Annotated in this window: 14 protein-coding genes; 10 read left to right on the top strand and 4 right to left on the bottom strand. The window is 73.9% G+C overall.

The genetic code is table 11. From position 1 onward, the window contains the following. The first annotated feature begins 84 nt into the window (after positions 1–84). Complete coding sequence (locus HUT06_RS13410) at positions 85–954, top strand: ATP-grasp domain-containing protein (RefSeq protein ID WP_176196019.1); 870 nt, start codon at positions 85–87, stop codon at positions 952–954. 35 nt (positions 955–989) lie between these two features. Here the strand turns inward: HUT06_RS13410 and HUT06_RS13405 are convergent, their stop codons facing one another. Together HUT06_RS13405 and HUT06_RS13400 are read right to left on the bottom strand one after the other, a co-directional pair. Continuing rightward, the gene (locus HUT06_RS13405; protein ID WP_176196018.1) at positions 990–1,184 is read right to left on the bottom strand and encodes a DUF3046 domain-containing protein; all 195 of its coding nucleotides are present in this window, start codon (positions 1,182–1,184) and stop codon (positions 990–992) included. A 10-nt stretch (positions 1,185–1,194) separates the two neighbouring features. Next, positions 1,195–2,472 carry an alpha/beta hydrolase gene (locus HUT06_RS13400; RefSeq protein ID WP_176196017.1) on the bottom strand — a complete coding sequence of 426 codons (1,278 nt, stop codon included), beginning with the start codon at positions 2,470–2,472 and terminating at the stop codon, positions 1,195–1,197. 120 nt (positions 2,473–2,592) lie between these two features. Between HUT06_RS13400 and HUT06_RS13395 the strand changes: the two genes are divergently transcribed. Beyond that, a complete protein-coding gene (locus HUT06_RS13395; protein ID WP_176196016.1) occupies positions 2,593–7,368 on the top strand; it encodes a DEAD/DEAH box helicase in 4,776 nt (1,591 codons plus the stop codon). Between the two features lie 49 nt (positions 7,369–7,417). Here HUT06_RS13395 and secA2 read toward each other — a convergent pair whose 3' ends face one another. After that, positions 7,418–9,739, bottom strand: coding sequence for an accessory Sec system translocase SecA2 (secA2, locus tag HUT06_RS13390; RefSeq protein WP_176201344.1), 2,322 nt, complete (start codon positions 9,737–9,739; stop codon positions 7,418–7,420). Positions 9,740–9,978: 239 nt separating this feature from the next. Between secA2 and HUT06_RS45210 the strand changes: the two genes are divergently transcribed. Beyond that, entirely contained in the window at positions 9,979–10,113 is a 135-nt protein-coding gene (locus HUT06_RS45210) for a hypothetical protein (protein ID WP_268843210.1), read from the top strand. Between the two features lie 57 nt (positions 10,114–10,170). Here HUT06_RS45210 and HUT06_RS13385 read toward each other — a convergent pair whose 3' ends face one another. After that, positions 10,171–11,397 carry an ROK family transcriptional regulator gene (locus HUT06_RS13385; protein WP_176196015.1) on the bottom strand — a complete coding sequence of 409 codons (1,227 nt, stop codon included), beginning with the start codon at positions 11,395–11,397 and terminating at the stop codon, positions 10,171–10,173. 253 nt (positions 11,398–11,650) lie between these two features. Here HUT06_RS13385 and HUT06_RS13380 point away from each other — a divergent pair, with 253 nt between their 5' ends. The 7 genes from HUT06_RS13380 (at position 11,651) to HUT06_RS13350 (ending at position 18,647) form a co-directional block, all read left to right on the top strand. Beyond that, complete coding sequence (locus HUT06_RS13380; protein ID WP_176196014.1) at positions 11,651–12,922, top strand: extracellular solute-binding protein; 1,272 nt, start codon at positions 11,651–11,653, stop codon at positions 12,920–12,922. A gap of 21 nt (positions 12,923–12,943) precedes the next feature. Next, the gene (locus HUT06_RS13375; RefSeq protein WP_176196013.1) at positions 12,944–13,915 is read left to right on the top strand and encodes a carbohydrate ABC transporter permease; all 972 of its coding nucleotides are present in this window, start codon (positions 12,944–12,946) and stop codon (positions 13,913–13,915) included. Further along, positions 13,912–14,754, top strand: coding sequence for a carbohydrate ABC transporter permease (locus HUT06_RS13370; RefSeq protein WP_176196012.1), 843 nt, complete (start codon positions 13,912–13,914; stop codon positions 14,752–14,754). Before HUT06_RS13375 ends, HUT06_RS13370 begins: the two co-directional genes overlap by 4 nt. Beyond that, on the top strand, positions 14,751–16,217 hold the full coding sequence (locus HUT06_RS13365; protein WP_254715157.1) for a glycoside hydrolase family 3 protein: 1,467 nt from the start codon (positions 14,751–14,753) through the stop codon (positions 16,215–16,217). Before HUT06_RS13370 ends, HUT06_RS13365 begins: the two co-directional genes overlap by 4 nt. A gap of 118 nt (positions 16,218–16,335) precedes the next feature. Continuing rightward, positions 16,336–16,800 (top strand): Rrf2 family transcriptional regulator, encoded by a 465-nt coding sequence (locus HUT06_RS13360; protein ID WP_089323778.1) that lies wholly within the window; start codon positions 16,336–16,338, stop codon positions 16,798–16,800. Between the two features lie 3 nt (positions 16,801–16,803). Continuing rightward, positions 16,804–17,586, top strand: a complete 783-nt coding sequence (locus tag HUT06_RS13355) for an Fpg/Nei family DNA glycosylase (RefSeq protein ID WP_176196011.1) — start codon at positions 16,804–16,806, stop codon at positions 17,584–17,586. Between the two features lie 170 nt (positions 17,587–17,756). Next, a complete protein-coding gene (locus tag HUT06_RS13350; protein ID WP_176196010.1) occupies positions 17,757–18,647 on the top strand; it encodes a LysR family transcriptional regulator in 891 nt (296 codons plus the stop codon). The last annotated feature ends 14 nt before the right edge of the window (positions 18,648–18,661 follow it).

The following is an 18,661-nucleotide window of genomic DNA, read 5'->3' as shown; positions in this document are numbered from 1 at the left end:
CGGTATGGCGATTTGGATGGGAATCGCCGTGCGTTTCATGGTCTGGACCCCGTACGCTGGCGCCGTCCACGGAGGGTTCCAATCATGACGCTGACCGTCCTCTTCTGCGTCGATCCGCTCCACCCCCGGCGCGTTGACCCCCACTTCTCCCGCGAGGCCGAGGCCGTCCGGGACCACTACGGCGAGACGGCCCTGATCGACCACGACGCGCTGCGGCGCGGGGACGTGGAGGACGCGATCGGCGCCGTGCCCGCCGGTCTGGGCCCGGTCTGGTACCGGGGCTGGATGCTGTCGGCGGACGAGTACGCCGCGATGGCCGCCGCCCTGAAGCAGCGCGGCACGGTGTTGCTCACGCACCCGGACGACTATAGGCGCGCCCACGAGCTGCCGGGCTGGCACGAGACGTTCGCCGGGCTGACCCCGCACAGCGTGTGGCGCCCGCTGGGCACCGGCCAGGATCCGGGCGATCCCAGCGAGCTGGCCGAGCTGGTCCGGCCGCTGCGGAGCGGGCCCGGCATCGTCAAGGACTACGTGAAGTCGTGCAAGCACGAGTGGGAGGAGGCGTGCTTCGTCCCGGACGTGAAGAACCTGCCCCGGCTGCACGACATCGCCTCCAAGATGGTCGCCCTGCGGGACGACCATCTGGCGGGCGGCCTCGTCGTCCGCGAGTTCGAGGAGTACGACGGCGGCGGCGAGGCGCGCGTGTGGTGGGTGGACGGCGAGCCCGCGCTGGTGGGGCCGCACCCTGACAGCCCCGGCATGGAACCCGATCCGGACCTGGCCGCCGTGGCTCCGGCCGTCCGAGCCTTGGGCTGCCGGTTCATCACCACCGACGTGGCCCGCCGGACGGACGGCGCCTGGCGCGTCGTTGAGGTCGGCGACGGCCAGGTCAGCGATCTGCCGTCGTCCGTGGACGCGATGGACCTCTACGCCCACCTGCCCGTGCCGGACTGACCTCCCCTACCGGCCCCCTACCGGAAGGTCGAGCCCTACCGGAGGATCGAGGGCACGTCGAACGTGGCGACGACGGCCTGCCACACCCGCTTGGCCGATTCCCCGTCGGCGAGGGCCTGCTCGATGGTGCGGCCGCCCAGTTCCGCCAAGACGTAGTCCTTGGCCACGCTCTGGGCGTAGCTTTCGCCGAACTGCTGGTTCATCCGATCCCAGAACACTGTGAGCCGCACGCCCTCCACGCTATCCGACGGAGGGCTCCCCCAAGGACCGCGCGACCTCGTCCGGGACGTCCGGTCCGGCGCCCTGCCGGTACTGGCGGTGCAGGCCGGTCAGGTAGCGCTCGACGCCCTCGATGACGCGGGCCGTCCGGTAGGAGGGGAAGACGTCGAACCCGTGCTGGGCGCCCTGCATCTCGGCGTAGACGACGGGTGACGCGGAGACGTCCCGGAGCCGTTCGACGAAGCGCCGGGCCTCCGCCACGGGGATGAGCGAGTCGCGGCTCCCGTGGATGACGAAGAAGGGCGGCGCCTCATCGCTGATGTGCGTGACGGGGGACGCGTTGGCGTACACCTCGCGGTTCTCAGCGAAGGGCTTCTTGATGACCATCTTCTCCATGATGCGGTTGGACCCCATGGGGGCGGGCCAGGGCCCCGCTTCGACGAGGTTGTAGACCCCGTAGAACGGGACGGCGCCCTGCACGCTCGTGTCGACGTCCTCGAAGCCCGGCTGGAACTCGGGCTCGTTCGCGGTCAGCGCCACCAGCGCGGTGAGGTGGCCGCCGGCCGAGCCACCGGTCACGCAGAGGAAGTCGGGGTCGGCCCCGTACTCCTCGGCGTGCTCCTTGTACCAGGCGAGGAAGTGCTTCAGGTCGATCAGGTGCTCCGGCCAGGTGGCGCGCGGGCTGAGCCGGTAGTTGACGTTGAAGCCGACCCATCCCTGCAAGGCCATGTGGTTGAGCAGCGGAAGGCCCTGCTCGCGCTTGTCTCCGATGACCCATGCGCCGCCGTGGATCTGCATGAGGCCGGGACGCAGCCCGCCGTCGGCGGCGTCGTCCACAGGGCGGTACACGTCCAGCTTGAGGCGGAGCCGCCCTTCCTCGCGGTACAGGACGTTGCGGTCGACGCGCACGCCCCTGCGCGGGATCAGGCACAGCGGCGGGATGATGAGCTGCGCCAGCGGGAAGCGGGGCGCGCCCTCCGGGTCCAGGTCGAGCGGTGCACCGCACTCGCGCAGGGTGACGACCGTGCGGCGGGACGCGGCGACGGTGGCCGCGACGCCCGCCATGCCGGCGAGCGCCAGGACGAGGCCCGTCCAGCCCGCCCAGCCGTCCAGTCCTCCGAACGCGGCCACGAGGGAGGCGGCGACGGCCCAGGTGACGAGCACGTGGGGCGCCATCTCGATCGTCAGCCAGCCGAAGAAGAAGCCCGGCACGAGGAGCGGGCCGCCGCGCCGGGGAGCGTGCGCGTTGGCCGCGGTCAGCGCGAAGAGGATCCCGAGAGCGAGCAGGACGTAGGGCATGGAGAACTCCCTTGGGGGTGTGCGTCCTACCGGTAGACCCTGCCCGTACAAGCGCTTGCTTACAATGTGACGCCCGCCACTCCGGCGCGTTCTGTCGGACCCGCGAGGCAGGATGGCGCCATGGGCGGTGACGTGCTCGAACGCTTCTCCCCGGCGACCCGTGCCTGGTTCTCCGGGGCGTTCGCCGCGCCCACGCCCGCGCAGGCCGGGGCGTGGGCGTCGATCGCGGGCGGCGACAACACGCTGGTCGTGGCGCCGACGGGGTCCGGCAAGACCCTGGCGGCGTTCCTGTGGTCCCTCGACCGGCTCGCCACCGAGCCCGTCCCCGACGACGCGCTGCGGCGCTGCCGCGTCCTGTACGTGTCGCCGCTGAAGGCCCTCGCGGTCGACGTCGAGCGCAACCTGCGCGCCCCGCTGACCGGCATCCGGCAGGCGGCGCGGCGGCTCGACCTGCCGGAGCCGGGCGTCCGGGTCGGGATGCGGTCGGGCGACACCCCGGCCGACGAGCGCCGCCGGCTCGCCGTCAAACCGCCGGACATCCTGATCACGACGCCGGAGTCGCTGTTCCTGATCCTCACCTCGCGGGCGCGCGAGTCGCTGCGCGGCGTCGAGACCGTCATCGTGGACGAGGTGCACGCGGTGGCGGGCACCAAGCGCGGCGCGCACCTGGCGCTGTCCCTCGAACGCCTCGACGCGCTGCTCGAACGGCCCGCGCAGCGGATCGGCCTGTCGGCGACCGTCCGCCCCGCCGGCGAGGTGGCGGCGTTCCTCGGCGGGCCCCGGCCGGCGGCGGTCGTGCAGCCGCCCTCGGAGAAGGTCTTCGACCTCGACATCGTCGTCCCCGTGGAGGACATGGGCGAGGTCGGCCAGTTCGTGGACGACTCCGGCGGGGCCGACCCCCGCCAGCGCAGCATCTGGCCCCACGTCGAGGACCGCCTCCTCGACCTCATCCAGGCCCACCGCTCGACGCTGGTGTTCGCGAACTCGCGGCGGCTGGCCGAGCGGCTCTGCGGGCGGCTGAACGAACTCGCCTACGAGCGCGCGACGGGCGAGCCCCTGCCCGAAGACCACTCCCCCGCCGCGACGATGGCCCAGGCGGGCGCCGCCAGGGGCGCGCCCATGGAGATCGCCAGGGCGCACCACGGCTCGGTCTCCAAGGAGGAGCGGGCCGGCATCGAGAACGCCCTGAAGGAGGGGCGCCTCCCGGCGGTCGTGGCGACCTCCAGCCTGGAGCTGGGCATCGACATGGGCGCCGTCGACCTGGTCGTCCAGGTGGAGTCGCCGCCGTCGGTGGCCAACGGCCTGCAGCGGGTCGGACGCGCGGGCCACCAGGTCGGCGCGGTGTCCAAGGGCGTCATCTTCCCCAAGTACCGGGGCGACCTCGTCCAGACGACGGTGGTGGCCGAGCGCATGCGCGGCGGCGAGATCGAGGAGCTGCGCTACCCGCGCAACCCCCTCGACGTCCTCGCGCAGCAGATCGTCGCGATGGTCTCCATGGACGAGTGGGCCGTCGACGACCTCGAATCGCTGGTGAAGCGCGCCGCGCCCTACGCCACGCTCCCGCGCTCGGCGCTGGAGGCCTGCCTGGACATGCTCGCCGGCCGCTACCCCAGCGACGAGTTCGGCGAGCTGCGCCCGCGCCTCGTCTGGGACCGCGTCACCGGCCTCCTGCGCGACCGCCCCGGCGCGCAGCGCCTCGCCGTGACCAGCGGCGGGACGATCCCCGACCGCGGCCTGTTCGGGGTGTTCCTCGTCGGCGAGAAGTCCTCGCGGGTCGGCGAGCTGGACGAGGAGATGGTCTACGAGTCCCGCGTCGGCGACGTGTTCGTCCTCGGCGCCAGCTCGTGGCGCATCGAGGACATCACCCCCGACCGGGTGCTCGTCTCGCCCGCGCCCGGCCAGCCCGGCAAGCTGCCGTTCTGGCACGGCGACACGCTCGGGCGCCCCGCCGAGCTGGGCCGCGCGCTCGGCGCGTTCACCCGCGAGCTGGCCGGCCTGCCCGCCGAGGGGGCGCAGGCGCGCGCGTCCGCTGCCGGGCTGGACGCGTGGGCGTCCGCCAACCTCGTCTCCTACCTGGGCGAGCAGCGCGAGGCCACCGGGCACGTCCCCGACGACCGCACCATGGTCGTCGAGCGGTTCCGCGACGAGCTCGGCGACTGGCGGATGGTCGTCCACTCCCCGCTGGGCGCGCGTGTGCACGCGCCCTGGGCGCTCGCCATGGCGGGCCGCCTGCGCGAGCGGTACGGCGTCGACGCCCAGGCCATGCACGCCGACGACGGCATTGTCATCCGCATCCCCGACATGGACGAGCCGCCCGGTCTCGACCTCGCCGTCTTCGACGCCGACGACGTCGAGCGCGTCGTCGTCGACGAGCTGGGCGGCTCGGCGCTGTTCGCGGCGCGGTTCCGCGAGTGCGCCGCCCGCTCGCTGCTGCTGCCCCGCCGCCGCCCGGACAAGCGCATGCCGCTGTGGCAGCAGCGCCAGCGGGCCGCGCAGCTGCTCGCCGTCGCGAGCAAGTACCCGTCGTTCCCGATCGTGCTGGAGACGATGCGCGAGTGCCTGCAGGACGTGTTCGACGTCCCCGGCCTGGTGCAGCTCATGCGCGACCTGTCGGGACGCAAGGTCCGCATGGTCGAGGTCGAGACGCCCGAGCCGTCGCCCTACGCCCGCTCCCTGCTGTTCCACTACGTCGGCGCCTTCATGTACGAGGGCGACTCGCCGCTCGCCGAGCGCCGCGCCCAGGCCCTCGCGCTCGACTCGGCACTCCTCGCCGAGCTGCTCGGCCAGGCCGACCTGCGCGAGCTGCTCGACCCGGACGCGGTCGCCGACACCGAGCGCGAACTCCAGCGCCTCGCCCCCGACCGCCGCGCCCGCGACCTGGAGGGCGTCGCCGACCTGCTGCGCGCCCTCGGCCCCCTCACCACGGCCGAGATCGCCGACCGCACGCTCCCCGCCGCCGCGGACGGCCGCCCGGACACCGCGAGCGGCACGCTTCCGGCGGCCGGTGCGACCGCGCTCGCCCCCGCCGACGCACCGGACGGCCGGGAGGCGCCGCCTCCCGCCACTCCGGCCGGCGATCCGGAGGCACCAGGGCCCGCCGGCCCGCCGGACGGCCGTGAGGCGCCGCCCGCCGCCCCGGCGGAGGGTCCCGAGGCGCCGCCGCCCGGCGCTTCGGAGGCCGCCAGATGGCTGGTGGAGCTGGAGGGGACGCGGCGGGCGATCCGGGTGCGGATCGCGGGCGAGGAGCACTGGGCCGCGATCGAGGACGCCGGGCGGCTGCGCGACGCGCTCGGCGCGCCGCTGCCGGTGGGCGTCCCGGAGGCGTTCCTCGAACCGGTGGGCGATCCGCTCGGCGACCTGGTGTCCCGGTACGCGCGCACGCACGGGCCGTTCCGCGCGGCCGGGGCCGCCGGCCGCTTCGGGCTGGGCGTCGCCGTGGTCACCGAGACGCTGCGCCGGCTGGCGGCCGCGGGGCGGGTCGTCGAGGGCGAGTTCCTGCCGGTCGAGGCGGTGGCGGGGCCGCTGACGACCGAGTGGTGCGACGCCGGCGTCCTGCGCATGCTGCGGCGCCGCAGCCTGGCCCGGCTCCGGGCCGAGGTCGAGCCGTCCCCGCCGGAGTCGCTCGGCCGCTTCCTGCCGGTCTGGCACGGCATCGCGGGCGGGTCGCGGCTGCGCGGCATCGACGCGCTCGTCCAGGCGGTCGAGCAGCTGCAGGGCGCGGCCGTCCCGGCGTCGGCGCTGGAGTCGCTGGTCCTGCCGTCCCGCGTCGCCGGCTACACCCCGGCCATGCTGGACGAGCTGACGTCCGCGGGCGAGGTCGTGTGGGCGGGGCAGGGCGGGCTGCCGGGCGGCGACGGCTGGGTGGCGCTCTACCTGGCCGACACCGCGCCACTCCTCATGCCGGAGCCCGCCGAGATCACCCTCACGCCCGTGCACCAGGCGGTCCTGGACGCCCTGGGCGACGGCGGCGCCCACTTCTTCCGCACCCTGTCCGACCGGGTGAACGCCGACGTCACCGCCGGCGACGCCGACCTCGCCAACGCGGTGTGGGACCTCGTGTGGTCCGGGCACCTCACCAACGACACGATGGCGCCGCTGCGGGCCGCGCTGGGGTCGGGCCGCCCGACGCACCGGTCCCGGACGACGCGGCGCGGCCGGCCCGTGCTGCCGTCCCGGACGGGTCCGCCGACGGTCGCCGGGCGCTGGTGGCCGCTGCCCGCGCGGGAGGCCGCCGCGACGCTGCGCTCGCACGCCCTCGCCGAGGCGCTCCTGGAGCGGTACGGCATCGTCATCCGCGGCGCCGTCGCCGCCGAGCGCACCCCCGGCGGCTTCTCCGCCGTCTACCCGGTGCTGCGCGCGTTCGAGGAGACGGGCCGCTGCCGCCGCGGCTACTTCGTCGAGGGCCTGGGCGCCGCCCAGTTCGCCCTGCCGGGCGCCGTCGACCGCCTCCGCGCCCTGCGCCCCGCGTCCGCTCCCCCGGACGACATCTCGGCGCTCTGGGAGACGCCCCGCAAGCCCGACGTCCGCGCCCTCGTGCTGGCCGCCGCCGACCCCGCCAGCCCGTACGGGGCGGCGCTGCCGTGGCCGGGGCGCGACGACGAGGTCGCGAGCGGGCACAAGCCGGGCCGCAAGGCGGGCGCACTGGTGGTGCTCGTCGAGGGCCGCCTCGTCCTCTACGTCGAGCGCGGCGGCCGCACCCTGCTCACCTGGGACGACGACCCGGACGTCCTGCAGCCCGCGGTGGACGCCCTGGCGCTGGCCGTCCGCGAGGGCGCCCTCGGCAAGCTGACCGTCGAGCGCGCCGACGGCGAGTCGATCAACGACTCCCCGCTGGCCGCCGCCCTGGAGTCGGCGGGCTTCCACCCGACCCCGCGGGGGCTGCGCCTGCGCACCTGACCCCGAGCCGGCCTGGCGCCCGTCCAGGCGGCCCAGGTCGCCGCCGCGGTCAGCGGCGGCGCTTGAACATCGCGATCAGGCCGCGGAGGGCGCGCTCGTCCATGGAGCCGAACGGGTTGTCGTGGACGAGGTAGGTCCAGGTCGCGGAGGGGCGTTTCAGGCCGGCGGAGTCGAGGTCGATGCCGTCCTCGGTGGCGGTGAGGCCCTCGAAGGCGGCGACGGCGCGGGTGCGGGCCTCGCCGAGGAGGCGCTTGCCCGCCGGGACGGCCTCCCGGTTGAACTCCACCAGCGGGTCGAGGCCGCGGCCAAGGGAGCGCAGGTGGATGCCCTCGCGCAGGTCGGCGAGGAAGGCCAGGTGCTCGGCCCAGCAGCGGTCCAGCTGGTAGAGGACGATCTGGCGGGCGGCGGCGGCCACCGCGTCCGCGCCGGCGGTCTTGGTCAGCTCGGCGTGCTTGGCGGAGGCGGCCTCGGCCATCGCCCGGTCGGCGGCGTCGCCGGTCAGGACGGCGTCGCGCTCGGTGAGCAGCTCGCGGCGCTGCAGCCCGATGAGCTGGTTGTAGCGCCAGGTGTTGCGGTGCAGTTCGAGGTCGACGCCCTCGGCGACGCGCTGGGCGTGGCCGACGATCCAGTGGGCGCCCTTGTCGCCGATCAGCCCGTCGTCGCCGGTCGGGGCCTTCGTCGTCTCGTCGGGGGCGTAGCGGGTGACCAGGTCGTCCTGGAGGCTGGTGAAGAAGACCGACGCGCCGGGATCGCCCTGCCGGCCGGCGCGGCCGCGGAGCTGGCCGTCCAGCCGGCTGCTGTGGTAGCGGCCGGTGCCGATGACGAGCAGGCCGCCCGCTTCGGCGACCCGGTCGTGGTCGGTGCCGGCCGCGTCGGCGGGCGCGGTGCCGGGGGCGGCGGACGGGCTGCCGCCGAGGCGGATGTCGGTGCCGCGGCCGGCCATCTGGGTGGAGACGGTGATCGCGCCGTACGCGCCCGCCTCGGCGATGATCGCGGCCTCCTCGGCGTCGTTCTTGGCGTTGAGCACGACCCGGTCGAGCCCCGCGCGGGCGAGGCTGCGGGCGAGCCGCTCGGACTCGGCGACGTCGCCGGTGCCGACCAGCACCGGGCGCCCGGCGGCGTGCGCGGCGGCGATCTCCTCGACGATCGCGACCTCCTTGTCGGCGGTGGTCGCGTAGAGGCGGTCGGGCCGGTCGTCGCGGACGCGGGGCCGGTTCGGCGGGACGACCGCGATCTGCAGCCCGTAGAACTCGGTGAGCTGGCCGGACACGGCCATCGCGGTACCGGTCATGCCGCACCGGACGGGGTAGCGCCCGACCAGCTCCTGCACGGTGATCGAGTCGAGGATCTCGCCGCTCGGGGAGGCTTCGAGGGCCTCCTTCGCCTCGACGGCGGCCTGCAGGCCGTCCGGCCAGCGCTGCAGGAGCGCGACCCGGCCGCGCGACTCGCTGATCAGCTTCACGGCGCCGTCCCGGACGATGTAGTCCACGTCGCGGTGCAGCAGGACCTCGGCGTGCAGGGCGACGTTGACTGCGGTGAGGGTGCGCAGGTTCTCGGGGGCGTACAGGTCGAGGCCGAGGACGCGTTCCACCTCGCGCGTCCCCGCGGCGGTGAGCTGGACGTTGCGGGCCTCGGCGTCGGTGGCGTAGTGCAGGCCGGGGCGCAGCCGCCGGGCGAGGTCGGCGTACCGGGGGTCGGCGGCGTCGAGGTCGGCGGCCCCGGCGAGGACGAGCGGCACCATGGCCTCGTCCACGAGCACCGAGTCGGCCTCGTCGATCAGCGCGACGGACGGCTCGGGCAGCACGGCGTCGCCGGCGGCGGTGACGAGCCGGTCCCGCAGCAGGTCGAACCCGACCTCGCTGACCGGCGCGTAGGTGACGTCGGCCCGGTAGGCGGCCCGGCGCTCGTCCGGCGTGGACGACTGGCCGACCCAGGCGACCGTCACGCCCAGCATCGCGTAGAGCGGGCCCATCCATTCGGCGTCGCGGCGGGCCAGGTAGTCGTTGACCGACATCGCGTGGACCCGGCGGCCGCGCAGCGCGTACCCGGCGGCGGCGAGGGCCCCGGACAGGGTCTTGCCCTCGCCGGTGGCCATCTCGGCGACGTGCCCGGACAGCAGCGCGAGCGTCCCGACCAGCTGGACGTCGTACGGCCGCTCGCCGAGGGTCCGGCGGGCGGCCTCCCGGCCGAGGGCGCACAGCTCCGCGAGGTCCTCCTCCTGGCGGAGGGCGGCCGCGACGGCGGTCAGTTCCGCGTCGGACAGCTCCCGGACCCGCGCCTCGCGGGCGCCCGCCTCGTCCACCAGGGCGCGGAAGGGCGCCAGGTCGACGCTGCCCGGCTTCTGGACGAGCCGCCGCAGCCGGTCACGCAGCGCCACGGCGGGCCCCCGGTTCTTCGCTCACGGTTCCCCCAACGGCGGATACGGGACGGTCGTTCCCCTCCATGATCCCAGGGTGCACCCGCCCCTGGACCAGGGTGATCTCCACTGTTGGTCTGACCTCGATTTCATTCCTCGGACGGATCCCGCGGACCCCTCTCCTTTGAGAGCATGAGGGCATCACGGGGTTTGCGGTGGCCGAGGGGAAGCGCCACCGCGGAACGGGGTTCGCCATGACACCTACGGCTCGGAAGGCCGCCGCGCTCCGGCGCAAGAGACAGATCATCAGCCAGACCGTCATCGACCGCGCGCTGAACGACCCGCGGCGCCACAAGGAGGCCGCCGTCGCGGCGGCGGCCGCCAAGTAGGCCGGCAACGCAGAGTGCCCCCGCCGTCCGGCCGGACGGCGGGGGCACTGCGCTTCGCTAGGCCGCCCCGTCCGCGGAGAACACGTCGTCGCGGGCCTGCTGCAGCGCCGCGTGCAGCGCGCCGCGCAGCACCGGGTTGCCCTCGACCTCGGTGACGGCGACCTCGGGGCGGGTCGGGCTGATCCGGCCGACGATCCGCTCGATGCGGGTGGCCAGCGGCCGTCCGCCGGCCCGGCCGAGGCTGCCCGACAGCACGACGAGCCCCGGGTCCAGGACGATGTTGACCGAGGTGACGCCGTAGGAGATGCGGTTGGCGAGCGCGTCCAGGAACGCGCCGCCGAGCGCCTCGTCGGCGGCGGCCGCGCTGACGCAGTCGAACGCGGTGTCCTCGGTGATCCCGTGCTCGTGGGCGAGGGCGCGGACCGCGTCCGCGCCGACCAGCGCGCCGTAGCCGCCGGCGAGCGTGGGGATGCCCCAGGTCGTCGACTCGGTGACGCCCTGCTCGTCGCGCGGGCCGCGGCGGGCGGCGCCGAGCGGCAGCGGCGCGCCGGGCACCGGCAGGTAGCCGATCTCCCCGGCGCCGCCCCACCGGCCGCGGTGCAGCCGGCCGCCGAGCATGACCGACAGGCCCATGCCGCGGTCGAACCACATCAGCGCGAAGTCGTCGGCGTCCCGCGCCGAGCCGTAGGCCCGCTCGGCGATGGCGGCGAGGTTGACGTCGTTCTCTATGGTCACGGGCCGGCGCAGGTCGGTCTTCAGCGCGGCGAGGACGCCCTCGTGCCAGGACGGCAGGTCGAAGGAGAACTGGACGTCGCCGGAGCGCGGGTCGACGACGCCGGGCGTCCCGATGACGAAGGCGCTCAGCTTCGACACCGCGACCTTGGCGGAGCGGCACGCCTTGACGACCGCGTTGTGCACCACCTTCACCGGCTCGTCGGCGCCGTTGGGGTCGACGGTCACCTGGGCGGTGATGTGCCCGGTGATGTCGGCGACGCCGGCGGTGACGCCGTCCGGCCCGACCTCCAGCCCGGCGACATAGGCGCTGGACGGGACGACGGCGTACAGGGCGGCGTTGGGGCCCCGCCCCCCGGCCTGCTCGCCGACGACCGAGACCAGCCCGCGGTCCTCCAGTCTCGACAACAGCTGGGATGCGGTTACCTTCGATAGCCCGGTGTGTTCGCCGATCTGCGCACGGGTCAGCGGGCCCTGCTCGACGAGCAGGTCCAGCGCCGCGCGGTCGTTGAGCTCACGCAGCAGCCTCGGCGTTCCCGGGCGTCTGGCCATGCCGGCCCCCTCGATGTCTCAATCCGCTAACGAGCAGTTTTGTTTAGGAAAGTTTCTTGTTAGTTTACGCCCAAGCGCTGACCGGTCCGGTACCCCGGACCGGGGGCGCGCGCAGTGCGCGGACTGGCGAGCAGGGCGCCCGCGAGCGATGCGAACGCGAGGTGGGCATGGCCAGGACCCTAAAGGGTCCGGGCCGTCTCCCTCGCACGCAGGCCACAAGGCCGCGCGAGGCGACGCCGGAAAGGAACCCCCAGTGAAGTACATCAAGATTGCGGCCGCGGCGGCCGCGATCGCCCTGGCCGCCACGGCCTGCGGCGGCGACGGCGACGACAAGGACGAGGCCGGCGCGGGCAAGGACCCGGCGCAGCTCAAGGTCTGGATGATGGGCGAGGGCACGCCCGAGCAGACCAAGTTCCTCGACACGGTCGAGACCGAGTTCAAGCAGAAGCACCCGGGCACCGACGTGCAGATCAAGTACGTCCCCTGGCCGCAGGTCGCCACCACCTTCCAGAAGGCGGCGGCGGGCGGCGAGGGCCCGGACGTCACCGAGATCGGCAACACCGACGTCCAGTCCCACATCGAGCAGGGCAGCCTGGCCGAGGTCACCGACGAGTTCAAGGGCTGGGCCGACGGCAAGACCCTGAACAAGACGGCCCTGGAGAACGACACCTCGAACGGCAAGATCTACGCGGTGCCGTGGTACGGCGGCGTCCGCGGCGTCTGGTACCGCACCGACTGGTTCCAGGAGCTCGGCATCCAGCCGCCGAAGAGCTGGGCCGACCTGACCGCGGCGGCCAAGAAGGTGCAGGACTCCAAGAAGGTGCCGGGCATCGGCATCCCGAGCGACCAGACCAACGCGCTGCTCAGCTTCATCTGGGGCAACAACGGCCAGGTCGCCGTCAAGGAGGGCAGCTCCTGGAAGGGCCAGCTCGACCAGCCCGCGGCGGTCGAGGCGGCCAAGTTCTACGCCGGGCTCGTCGCCACCGAGAAGGTCGCGCCCGAGAAGTACATCGGCAAGAACGAACTGGAGGGCCCGCAGCGCGACTTCGCGCTCGGCAAGCTCGGCATGTACATCGACGGCAGCTGGGCGCTCAAGGAGATGAAGAAGATCTCCGAGAAGGACGCCGACAAGTGGGCCGTGTTCCCCATCCCGAGCAAGGCCGGCGGCAACGCGCCGGTCATGGCGGGCGGCTCCGACGTCGCGGTCTGGAAGGACAGCAAGGCCAAGAAGGCGGCGTTCGACTACATCACCGTCCTGAACAACGCCAAGAACGCCAAGGCGTGGGCCGACTACAGCGGCTTCTCGTCCATGCGGTCCGACGTCAAGTTCTCCGACCCCAAGCTGGAGATCTTCACCGAGATCGCCACCAACACCAAGTTCCCGCCGATCGGCGCCGGCTGGGCCGAGTTCGAGCAGGCCAAGAAGGTGCTGCCGAACACGATCAAGGCGATCATGCAGGGCAAGAGCGCCGACGAGGAGATGAAGAAGGCGAACGAGCAGGCCAACACGCTGCTGAACCCGTAGTCCAGGCTGATCGGAACGTCCATGCTCGACACCGCCCCCGCGGTGGGCAGAGCGCCCGGCCGGAAGTCCTCCGGCCGGGCGCGGCCCCGCCGCCGGCCCCGCCTCGGGCCCTACCTGCTGATCGCGCCGACCGTGCTCGTGATCGCCGTCCTGATGTTCTGGCCGATGATCCAGATCGGGGTCATGTCGTTCCAGAAGGTCGGCAACCGCCAGCTGCGCGGCGAACCGGCCGAGCAGGTGGGGACCGAGAACTTCGACAAGATCCTCAATGACCCGTTCTTCTGGCAGACCCTCCGGCACACGGTCCTGTTCGCCGTCGTGGCGGTGAGCCTGACGCTCCTCGTCGGGACGCTCGTGGGCCTGCTGCTCAACAAGCTCGGCAAGAAGATGTCGGGCTTCGTCGCCGGCGGCGTCATGGTCGCCTGGGCGACCCCTCCGGTCACCGCGGCGATCATCTTCAGCTGGCTGTTCGGCACCACCGGCGGCCTGGTCAACTGGTGCCTGGACCTGCTGCCGGACTTCCTCATCGGCGGCGGCTGGGCCGACCACAACTGGTTCGCCACCCCGCTGTCCACCTACACCGTGCTGACCGTCTGCGTCGTGTGGCAGGCGTGCCCGTTCGTCGCCGTGTCCGTCCTGGCCGGGCTGAAGAGCGTGCCCGGCGAGCTGTACGAGGCGGCGCGGGTGGACGGCTCCGGCCCGTGGCGGACGTTCTGGAGCATCACCTACCCGATGCTCAAGCCCATCTTCATGGTGCTGCTCGTCATGTCGATCATCTGGGACTTCAAGGTCTTCACCCAGCTGTTCATCATGTCCGGGCTGGCCAACCGCGACGCGTTCAACCTGTCGCTCTACGCCTACTCCGAGGCGTTCGGGTCGCTGAATCCGAAGCTCGGGATGGGCTCGGCGATCGCGCTCGTGCTCACGTTCATCCTGCTCATCGTCACCGCCCTGTACGTGCGGGTCATGGTCCGACAGGGGGAGACGCGATGAAGCCCTCGCTGCCGCGCAGGATCCTGCTGAACGGGACGGGGATCCTCGTCTTCCTCGTCGCGGTGTTCCCGGTCTTCTGGATGGCCTCCACCGCGTTCAAGCCGAACACCGAGATCTTCAGCACGACACCGAAACCGCTCCCCTCCCACCCGACGCTGGACCACTTCGATCTGGTGCTGAACGGCGGCATCGCCGAGGTCTCCTTCTGGGAGTACTTCCGCAACAGCGCGGTGCTCGCCCTCATCACCGTCCTCGCGTCCGGGCTGCTCGCGCTGATGGCGGCCACCGCCGTCGCCCGGTTCCGCTTCCGGTTCCGCACGACCTTCCTGGTCATGCTGCTGGTGGTGCAGATGGTGCCGCTGGAGGCGCTGGTCATCCCGCTGTTCCTCGACCTGAAGCAGCTCGACCTGCTCAACAGCCTCGGCGGGCTCGCGCTCGTCTACATCGGCTTCGCCGTGCCGTTCGCCATCTGGATGCTGCGCGGGTTCGTCGCCGCGGTGCCGCGCGAGCTGGAGGAGGCCGCCGAGATCGACGGCGCCGGCCCGGTCCGGACCTTCTTCACGGTCCTGCTCCCGCTGGTGGCGCCCGGACTCGTGGCGACCAGCATCTTCTCGTTCATCACCGCGTGGAACGAGTTCATCTTCGCCTACACGTTCCTGGAAGACCAGGACAAGTACACCTTGCCGATCATGCTGCAGTTCTTCTTCGGCCGCAGCGGCAACGCCTGGGGGCCCATCATGGCAGCGTCCACGCTGCTCACCATTCCCGTCATCGCCTTCTTCCTGCTCGTCCAGCGCCGCATGGTGTCCGGCCTCACCGCCGGGGCGGTGAAGGGGTGACGACCGACGACATCGCGACCACGGCGGAGATCGCCCGGCTGGCGCGCGGGACGCTGCTCCCGTCGTTCCTCGGGCCGACCGCGCCGCGTTGGCTGCTGGACGAGCTGGAGGGCGGCCTCGCCGGCGTCACGCTCTTCGCCCTCACCGGCAACGTGCCGAGCCCGGAGTCCCTCGCCGCGCTCACCGCGCAGATGCGCAAGGCCGGCGACCCGTTCGTCACGATCGACGAGGAGGGCGGGGACGTCACCCGGCTGGGCGGCCACGCGACCGGCAGCCCCTACCCCGGCAACGCCGCGCTCGGCGCCGTGGACGACCCCGAGCTGACCCGGCGCGTCTACCGCTCCCTGGGCGCCGAGCTGGCCGAGGTCGGCGTGAACTTCAACTTCGCGCCGTCGGTGGACGTCAACACCGCCGACGACAACCCGGTGATCGGGACCCGCTCGTTCGGCTCCGACCCCGAGCTGGTCGCCCGGCACGCCGCCGCGTCCGTCACCGGGACGCAGGAGGCGGGCGTCGCGGCCTGCGCCAAGCACTTCCCCGGGCACGGCGCGACGGTGGACGACTCGCACCTGTCGGTGCCGCTCGTCGACGCCGACCTGGAGCTGCTGGACCGCCGCGAGCTGGTCCCGTTCCGGGCGGCGATCGCCGCCGGCACCCGGGCGGTGATGACCGGCCACCTCAACCTGCCCGCGATCACCGCGGGCACGCCCGCCACGCTGTCGCACGCGGCGATCACCGGGCTGCTGCGCGAGCACCTCGGCTACCAGGGCGTGATCGTCACCGACGCGCTCGACATGGAGGGCGCGAGCGGCGCGATCGGCATCCCGGAGGCGTCCGTGCGGGCCCTCATCGCGGGCGCCGACCTGCTCTGCCTCGGCCCCAAGGAGGGCGCCGAGACCGTCGAGGCGACCCTCGCCGCGATCGACGAGGCGGTGCGGACGGGCCGGCTGCCGGCGGCGCGGCTGGCGGCGGCGGCCGAGCGCACCGCGCTGCTGCGGGACTGGCTCGCCGAGCCGGTCCCCGCCGTGGTGGACCGCGCCGCCGGCCTGGCGGCCGCGCGCCGCGCCGTGCGGGTCACGGGAGCGCTCCCAGGCTGGGCCGGGCCGCCGCTGGTCGTGGAGACGGAGTCGTCCGGCAACATCGCCGTCGGCCCGACCCCGTGGGGGCTGCACCCGTGGGCGCCCGACGCCGTCCGGACGGACGGCGCGGACGGCGCGGCGGACCGCGTCCTGGACCGTGCCAAGGGGCGCGGCCTGGTCGTCGTCCTGCGCGACGCGCACCGGCACGCCGGGCAGCGCGCGCTCGCCACGGCGCTGCTGACCGCCCGTCCCGACACGGTCGTCGTCGAGATGGGGCTGCCCGTCTGGCGCCCCGGATCGGCCGTCTACCTCGCCACCTACGGCGCCGCCGCGGCCAACGCCCAGGCCGCCGCGGAACTCCTCGGCCTCGCCCCGGCCGGCTGAGCCCGCGGCGCGCCCGCCGGACAAGGAGCCCGGTTCCGGCGGGCGCGCCGCGTTCCACCCTCGCTCGCCCCGGCCGCGCGGGGCCCGAGTGGTTCGTCCGACAAGGGATAATGCGTACATGCGATTGTCCGCCAGGGTCGACTACGCGCTGCGTGCCGCCGCCGAGCTGGCGGTCGCCGGGAGTCACCCGGTGACCGCGGTGCAGCTCGCCGAGGCCCAGCAGATCCCGCCCAAATTCCTCGAGAACATCCTCGGCCAGCTGCGCCGGTCCGGCCTCGTCCGGAGCCAGCGCGGCCCCGAGGGCGGCTACTGGCTGGCGCGGCCCGCCGAGCGGATCTCCCTCGCCGACATCATCCGCGCCATCGACGGGCCGCTGCTCGGCGTCCGCGGCGAGCGCCCCGAGCACGTCGGGTACGAGGGGCCGGCGCGCTCCCTGCAGGAGGTGTGGATCGCGCTGCGCGCCAGCGAGCGCGCCATCCTGGAGCAGGTCACGCTCGCGCACATCGCGGCCGGGGAGCTGCCCGCCCCCGTCCAGAAGCTCACCGAGGACCCGTCCGCCTGGGAGAGCCCCTCGCTGATCTGAGCCATGCCCGAGGGCGACGTCGTCTGGTGGACGGCCCGGCGGTTGCGCGAGGCGCTCGCCGGGCGGGTCCTGACGCGCTCGGACTTCCGCGTCCCCCGGCTCGCCACGGCCGACCTGCGCGGCCGGACGGTCCTGGAGTCGCTGTCGCGGGGCAAGCACCTGCTCACCCGCGTCGAGGGCGGGCTCACCGTCCACACGCACCTGCTGATGGAGGGGCGCTGGCAGATCCGCCGGACCGGGCCGCCGCCCCGCGACCACCGGGTCCGGCTGGTCCTGGCGAACGCGCAGTGGCAGGCGGTCGGCTACTCGCTCGGCGTGGTCGAGCTGCTGCGCACCGCCGAGGAGGACGCGGCGGTGGGCCACCTCGGGCCCGACCTGCTCGACCCGGCGTGGGGCCCGGAGGCGGCCGCGGAGGCCGTGGCCCGGCTCGGCGAGCAGCCGGCGCGGGCCGCCGGGGAGGCGCTGCTCGACCAGACGCGGCTCGCCGGGATCGGCAACGTCTACAAGGCCGAGGTCCTGTTCCTGCGGGGCGTGAACCCGTGGACCCCGATCCGGGACGTTCCCGACCTCGCAGCGCTCGTGGAGCTGTCTCACCGGCTCCTGGACGCCAACAAGGAGCGGCACGGCCACATCACCACCGGCGACCGGGGCCGCGGGCGGGAGCACTGGGTGTACGGGCGCGCCGGGCGCCCCTGCCGGCGCTGCGGGACGCGGATCGAGCGCGCGGAGCAGGCCGGGGAGCGGGTCACGTTCTGGTGCCCGCGCTGCCAGCCCGCGACGGGCTAGCGGGCCGGGACGGGGCGGGCGGTCGACGCCCGCCCGGAGCCCGGGCTCCGGGCGGGTCGCCGCTTGACCGGGTCGCCGGATCCTGCGCCCGTAGGACGATCTTCGAACTGCGACCGTTCCAAGTCAATTCTCGGGTTTCCTTATCGGTCTCCCAGCTCTAGCTTGGACACATGACCCTGGACGACCTCCGCGTGTTCACCGCCGTCTGCGCGGCGGGCAACCTCAGCGCGGTGGCGCGCGACCTGTCGTGCAGCCAGTCGGCCGTCAGCCAGCACGTGAAGCGGCTGGAGCGGGAGACCGGGCTCGTCCTGCTGGAGCGGCGCCCGCGCGGCGTGGTGCCGACGCGGGCCGGGCGCGTCCTGCACCGGGCGGCGACGGACGGCCTGGCCGGGCTGGACGCCGCGCTGCGCCACCTCGACGACCTGCGCCGGGGCGTCGGCGGCACCGTCCGGATCGCGACGGGCGCCACGACCGTCCGGCACTTCATGGCCGCGGGGGTGGCGGCGTTCCGCGCGCGGCACCCCGAGGCGGCCCTGCAGTTCGAGACGGCGGGATCCAGCCGCCGCTGCCTGGAGGCCGTCCGCTCGCACACGGCGGACCTGGCCTGGGTGACGATCGGCCCCGCGCTGGAGGGCGTCGAGCAGCGCGCCTCCTGCGAGCTGCCGTGGATGCTCGCCGTCCACACGGGCGACCCGCTGGCGGAGCGGGCGTCGATCGCGCTGGACGACCTGGCGGGGATCCGGTACATCGAACTGCCCGCGCACTCCACGTCGCGCGTCCATCTGGAGATGCACCTCGAACGGCACGGCGTCCGGCTGGCGTCCACCACGAGCGTCGCCGACTGGGACACCGCGCTGCTGCTCGCCGAACTCGGGCTGGGCCAGGCGATCCTGCCCGCCCTCCCCGGCTGGGGCCGGGGGCAGGGCGAGGTCAGGCTGCTGCCCATCCCCGACCTGCCGCCGCTCACGGCAGGCTGGGCCGCGCGGCACTGGGACGCCCTCAGCCCCCTCGCCACCGAGTTCGCCGAGACCGTCCTGGAGCACCTGCACGGCGACAGCTGACCTGGACACGAAAA

This window comes from Actinomadura sp. NAK00032 (assembly GCF_013364275.1).
Classification (GTDB): Bacteria; Actinomycetota; Actinomycetes; order Streptosporangiales; family Streptosporangiaceae; genus Spirillospora.
This window is presented reverse-complemented; position numbering and strand designations above follow the sequence as displayed.